The sequence below is a fragment of the Myxococcales bacterium genome, from assembly GCA_022563535.1.
In the GTDB taxonomy this organism is placed as follows: domain Bacteria; phylum Myxococcota_A; class UBA9160; order UBA9160; family UBA4427; genus DUBZ01.
Genome location: JADFNE010000132.1, coordinates 1 through 5,578, shown reverse-complemented (window position 1 = coordinate 5,578; position 5,578 = coordinate 1). Strand labels below are relative to the sequence as shown.

Here is a 5,578-nt window from a genome sequence, read left to right as displayed (position 1 = left end):
CGGAAACCACCAGGATCGCCCCGTCCATCTGGGCCGCGCCCGTGATCATGTTCTTCACGTAGTCCGCATGGCCGGGGCAGTCCACGTGTGCGTAGTGACGAGCTTCTGTCTGATATTCTACGTGGGCCGTGGCGATCGTGATCCCGCGCTCGCGCTCTTCGGGAGCCTTGTCGATGCTCGCGAAGTCAACCCGATCTGCCAGGTTCTTGTGCGCCTGACGGGCGGTGATCGCGGCCGTCAACGTCGTCTTCCCGTGGTCTACGTGACCAATCGTCCCGACGTTTACGTGCGGCTTGGTCCGATCAAACTTCTCTTTCGCCATGACTGAATCGTCCTCGTTTTCTCTGACTAGCTCTCTGACTAGCCGTTGGTCTGTCATTTGCGATGGACAGCTAGAACATCCGTCGCCTGTCTGGAGCTCACGAGCGGGGTTGAACCGCTGACCTCGTCCTTACCAAGGACGCGCTCTACCACCTGAGCTACGTGAGCGTTTGCTGTTCAATCACCCTGCTCGGCGTTGCTTGCCGTCGAAGCCCTTGTTCTGTGCGCAGTACGCTTGTTCCTCTATTGCCCTATGCCCTATGCCTTATGCTGGAGCGGGAAACGGGATTCGAACCCGCGACCCCGAGCTTGGAAGGCTCGTGCTCTAGCCAGCTGAGCTATTCCCGCCTGGTCCAGCTTGTGTTCCCTCTCTCTATCTAAATCTATCTATATCTGTGATTCCTGTGCTTCTTGTGCTTCGTATGTGCTTACTGTGTGCGCTTACTGTTTTTCATCAACGCGTCGATCAATCGTTGATCTAATTCTGTGTTGCCCGCCGGCCGCTTGCGAATCCTGGTGGAGAGGGGAGGATTCGAACCTCCGTAGGCCTGAGGCCAGCAGATTTACAGTCTGCCCCGTTTAGCCACTTCGGTACCTCTCCGCTCGGGTCCCGGTATCGCCTGGGATCGATTCACGAACGTGAGTTTGTAGTTGCCCCCCGACAAACTGACCAAAAGCGTAAAACTACCCTTCGCCCTCTACGTCCCCTTCTCATTTGCGCATCTACACACACAATTCATTTGCAGTGCTGCGCGGATCGGAATTGGATCGTTCGAACCCTGGGTAATCTCGTATTCTGATTTAGTTCGTGCGTGCCGGATCTCGTGCCGGCCAGTTGTGCTCAGGACTTCGAGGACTCACGCCGCCCGACGTTTGGCCTCATTCCCTCGCATCGCTCAATCGCCTTGTATCTCGCCCCGTGCTTGCTCTCGACCGAATTTCGTTTTCTCAATTTGCCGCTTGAATCGCCGTCGCCCTATCTCGCTCTGTCTCGCTGCCAGACTCCGCGATGCCTTGGCCTTGATTCGATGCGACCGTTTCTGATCGCGACGCTCAGTCGTTCCGTCGTTCAACCCTTCATCCACGCCGTCCACGCGTTCATAACCCTACGATTTTAAAATCGAAGCCATATGCATGCCGTCATCATCCATGCATCCATGCCATGCCATGCCAGCCCGACCGACAATTTGCTAAGCAAACCTCCGGTTCGGAGCTGGCGAGGGGACTCGAACCCTTAACCTTCGGATTACAAATCCGATGCTCTACCAGTTGAGCTACGCCAGCGCGGAGTCGCGCCCGGCGGACTATACCCAACCGCTGCACCCCAGCAACGGGTCTGGCGCAAATTCCTGCGGTGTGGAGCGAAGTTAGAGAACCCGCCCGCATCCTGGGGGTGACCTCATCCGGACCCTTTTCGAGCGAGAAAATCGTCTCCAACAGCTCTCAGAATCGGGACCGGGGCTGGGTTCCCAGGGTTGGCTCCTGCTCAGAGCCGGCCCTCAGCTCGTCTCACGAGCTGGGCCCGCACGCCTCAGGAGTTCGAACAGCAGGACGGCACCGGCGGCGGCGACATTCAGCGATGCGACCTGGCCCTGCATGTCGATGCGAACTGGGTGGTCCACCAGTTTTTGCACTTCCGGGCGCAAGCCCTTCCCCTCGGCTCCGAGAACGACCGCCAGATCGCCTTGCAGCACCCGGTCGGGCACCGTGTACAGCGATTCCGCGGCGGAGGGATCCGCGCCGACCACCCAGAAACCCTGTGTTTTCAGGTATTTGATTGAACGGGCCAGGTTCGTAACCCGGGCCACCGGCAGCCATTCGATCGCGCCGGCACTTGCGCGAACGAGCGCCGGGCTGAGCGGGGGGGCGCGTCTTTTTGACAAGACCATACCCTTGACCCCGGAGCCTTCGGCGACTCTAGCCAGCGCACCCACATTCTGAGGGTCCTCGACGCCATCGAGAATCACCAGGCGACGAGGCGAGTCGCTGGGGACGACCAGCTCTTCAATTGTGAGTTCCGGCAGGGGGCCGACCTCGAGTCCTACCCCCTGGGGGTTCCCGATCTCGGACCAATCGCTGAGATCGGGGTCGAGATTGCGGATGGGAAGCCCCTGCTCTCGAGCGGCCTCGATGAGATCTCGAATCTCGGGACGGCGCTCCGCCCCCGGCTTCACCAACAGCGCCAGCGAACGGCGGCGTCCCGCGCGCAGCGCCTCCACGCAGCTGTGCACGCCAAAGAGCACTTCGGTGGAGGAGGATTGTCGATTGCTAGCGGGGCGTCGTGGATACGCCGACTTCTTCACCGTCTTTGCTCGATTGAATAAGAGGAAAGCACCGCGCGCGAGCCGCGGGGTTCAGAGATCGAGCTTAGCGCGCAAGTCCTCGACGGCATCGAGATAGACTTCGGGGTCTTCGATGCGGGGGTGATTTCTCAGTTCGAATTCCAGATAGGTGACCATTTCTCCGAGTGCGTCGCGCACGCAGCGCTCGCGATCCCCGGGAATCTTGAAGGCGCGCTTTTGGATCTCCTCGGGGTCGAGTCCACCCGCAAATCCCAGCCGCAGTCCCCCCAACAGGCCCGGATAGCGCGCCGCCGAATCCTCGAGCAGCGCAGTCATGCGCTCGAAGACGGCGTCGGGTCCGTCGGCGGCCACCAGCGGAGTGGCGAGTTCTCCGATCAAGTTCACCAGGGCCTTGATCAACTCGCTGAGCGACTCCTGACCTTCGGAGTAGTGATCGCCCGCCGTGCGCGAGTCCTCGGAAATTTTCTTGATTGTAACCGTGCCCGCCAGCCGGAGCATTTGGACGATGCGCGCGCCCGAAAGCGGATCAAGGCCAGCTGCCCGACACGCGGGGCTGAATTCGGGCTGTGCGACCAGCGCATCACAGAGCAGATGCGCGTTGCCCGACAACCCCTCGGCGCCCTTTCCAGTGACTTCGAGCAGAATGTTTGGATCTTCGAGGGCGGCAAGAAAGCGCATCAACTCGTCGCGACGACGAAGGCCCTGAGAAATCAACTTGCGGGTGGGCAGAGAAAGACGAACGACGTTGTCGGGTTGTACGTCTCCCTCCCAGAAGTAGACGCTGCCTTCGGCGTAGGCAAACAGCGAACGAACGATCTCTTCGACCTGCAGCTTGACTCCGTCCCAAAGTTCGCGCGGTGTCAACACGCCGCGTTCGACCAGAATCTTGCCGAGTCGAGAGTTTGGATCCCAGCGTTTTTCGGCATCGCGCAGTTGATCCAGGGTGAGGATTCCGCTGCGAAACAGACACTCGCCGAGTCGGTCTACGCCCTGATTGGACGACGCAAACACGACCTCTCCGCGATACAGGTAGACAGCCTTTTCATGGTCGGCGAATCCGAAGAGCAAAAAGCCGGACTTGGTCGAGCGGTGAAGCATGCTGAGAATATCGGCGAGGGGAAACGACTGAACACTTGCGCTCAGCACAAGGTCCCGATCCCAGGGCACCGCGAAACCTGACGTCGCGGTAACGCGCTCCAGTAGCAGCGTCCTCGAATCGCCGCGCAACAGCCGCAGCGAATCGTTTTCATCGAGACAGAGCTGTTCTCTCAGCTCATCGTTCAGGCTGAGCGATCCACGAAAGTGATTGGTGGGTGGCTCACTCATTGGGCTTCAGTCCGGTTCTACAGCACAGTTGCACGGGTGTCCTCACTCTGTGGCTCATCGACTCACTGGTATAAAGCCTTGAGAGCTTCGCAAGCGGTGAGAACCCCGAATTGACGATCGCGCTGGGGTAACGCTGGGTGCTTTGTCCTTTCGGACATTCGACACTGCACGCTTGCAGAGTTCCCATATTGCTGAAAGCGCACCTGGTTGAGCCTCGTGGCGGAGCTGCACGTTCCTGTGCGTAGGTTCTCAGCCGTGGATTGATATCGACGCGGTGTGCCCGATCGTTCGTTTAAAGTGCTTGAATGACAGCCACTCGACCGGGTATGATGGGGGTCTAATGCGACCGCCTGGAAGCTTTAAATTGATTGGGTACCACGGAGGCCGACGCGGACAAACGTCCGCCGACTCCCAGGACTTCGATCCCTATCCGCTGGGGATGGGACGGGAGATGAGGATCGTCGAATCCCTGCGCAACCAGATCATTGAAGGCGGAGACGAACAATTTCTTCGCATTCGGCGGGTGTTTGATGGGCAGCGGGAGATCTATCGCATCGAGATCGAAGTTCCCAGGCTCTGCTACCAACGGACGACGCTGTTGGATGGAGAAGCGCTCGAAGAACTCCTGGCCCACAAGGAAGTGCGCGACCTGGTCGACGCACGCCTGCCCTAGCCCCTCGCTAAAACGTCCGGCGAAACCCAGCCAAACGACACTACAGTACAGCTAGACAGTAAAGCAAGAATGTGGTGCCCGGGGCAGGAGTCGAACCTTCTCCGGCCACACCTAAACGCTTGATTCCATTGCGTTCTGTCCCTCAATTTGGGGGAACGGAGGGGGAACGATTCGCCTCTTCGGTGAAGAGCCCTCCTTCTACTATTCCCGGCGAGTTGAGTTAGGTGCCGAGCAACTACGAACAGCGCACGAAGGGCCGCACTCGGTGGAGTCCGGGAGTCCCGCAGCTCGGCGATCACAGACTGCCGCTGAGGCTCTGGAACAAAGTGAAGGTGAGTGAATCGGGTTGCTGGGATTGGCAGGGGCAACTTGATCGCGCCGGGTACGGGCGGTGCTTCTACCAGGGCAAAGGAGGCGCAGCACACCGGGCGTTCTTCATGGCACTGGTTAAGCAGATACCGGGCTGGCTTGACCCCGACACAAAACTCGTGCCGAGTCACCACGTCGGCAAGCGAACCGTGATCGACGCCAAGATCTTCGTGGCAGGTATCGCGAAGCGGATTGAAGGACGCCCCCAGATCAGCACAGACAAGCTCGGTGCCTATCGCAGCGCGATCCTGGGGCAGTGGAGCGAGCGAGACGAGAAGGGCTGGACTCGGCCCGACTGGGGCACGATTGTAAAGCGGTACGAAGTGGAAACAGCGGCGGCGGGTAGGTATTCGCCTCCGCACGTTGTCGCCGCGGATAAGCGCGTCGAATCAGGGAACCCCGACGTGAGCCGGATCAGCACGTCCCATGTCGAGCGACAGAACTTGACCATGCGCATGAACATTCGCCGATTCACCCGGCTCACGAATGGATTCAGCAAGAAGGTGGAGAACCTACAGGCCGCCGTCTCGCTACATTTCGCGCACTACAACTTCGTGCGCAAGCACATCACCATCAAGACCGTGCC

5 protein-coding genes and 4 tRNA genes are annotated in these 5,578 nt (G+C 59.5%); 2 read left to right on the top strand and 7 right to left on the bottom strand.

Annotation, left to right across the window (positions count from 1 at the left end):
- The 7 genes from tuf to IH881_20050 form a co-directional block, all read right to left on the bottom strand.
- On the bottom strand, positions 1 to 322 hold a 322-nt coding region (gene tuf / locus IH881_20080), incomplete at its 3' end, for an elongation factor Tu (GenBank protein MCH7869996.1).
- Between the two features lie 91 nt (positions 323 to 413).
- Positions 414 to 489, bottom strand: a tRNA-Thr gene (locus tag IH881_20075).
- A gap of 103 nt (positions 490 to 592) precedes the next feature.
- Positions 593 to 669: transfer RNA gene (locus tag IH881_20070), tRNA-Gly, on the bottom strand.
- Between the two features lie 166 nt (positions 670 to 835).
- Positions 836 to 922, bottom strand: a tRNA-Tyr gene (locus IH881_20065).
- A gap of 610 nt (positions 923 to 1,532) precedes the next feature.
- Positions 1,533 to 1,605 (bottom strand) — tRNA-Thr (locus tag IH881_20060).
- A 215-nt stretch (positions 1,606 to 1,820) separates the two neighbouring features.
- A complete protein-coding gene (gene rlmB / locus IH881_20055; protein ID MCH7869995.1) occupies positions 1,821 to 2,624 on the bottom strand; it encodes a 23S rRNA (guanosine(2251)-2'-O)-methyltransferase RlmB in 804 nt (267 codons plus the stop codon).
- A gap of 51 nt (positions 2,625 to 2,675) precedes the next feature.
- Positions 2,676 to 3,950: a DUF4388 domain-containing protein gene (locus IH881_20050; GenBank protein ID MCH7869994.1), complete on the bottom strand. Its 1,275-nt coding sequence runs from the start codon at positions 3,948 to 3,950 to the stop codon at positions 2,676 to 2,678.
- A 364-nt stretch (positions 3,951 to 4,314) separates the two neighbouring features.
- On the opposite strand from IH881_20050, the gene IH881_20045 reads away from it, so the two are divergent.
- Together IH881_20045 and IH881_20040 are read left to right on the top strand one after the other, a co-directional pair.
- Complete coding sequence (locus IH881_20045; protein MCH7869993.1) at positions 4,315 to 4,623, top strand: hypothetical protein; 309 nt, start codon at positions 4,315 to 4,317, stop codon at positions 4,621 to 4,623.
- Positions 4,624 to 4,847: 224 nt separating this feature from the next.
- The coding region (locus IH881_20040; protein ID MCH7869992.1) for a hypothetical protein at positions 4,848 to 5,578 on the top strand (731 nt) is incomplete at its 3' end.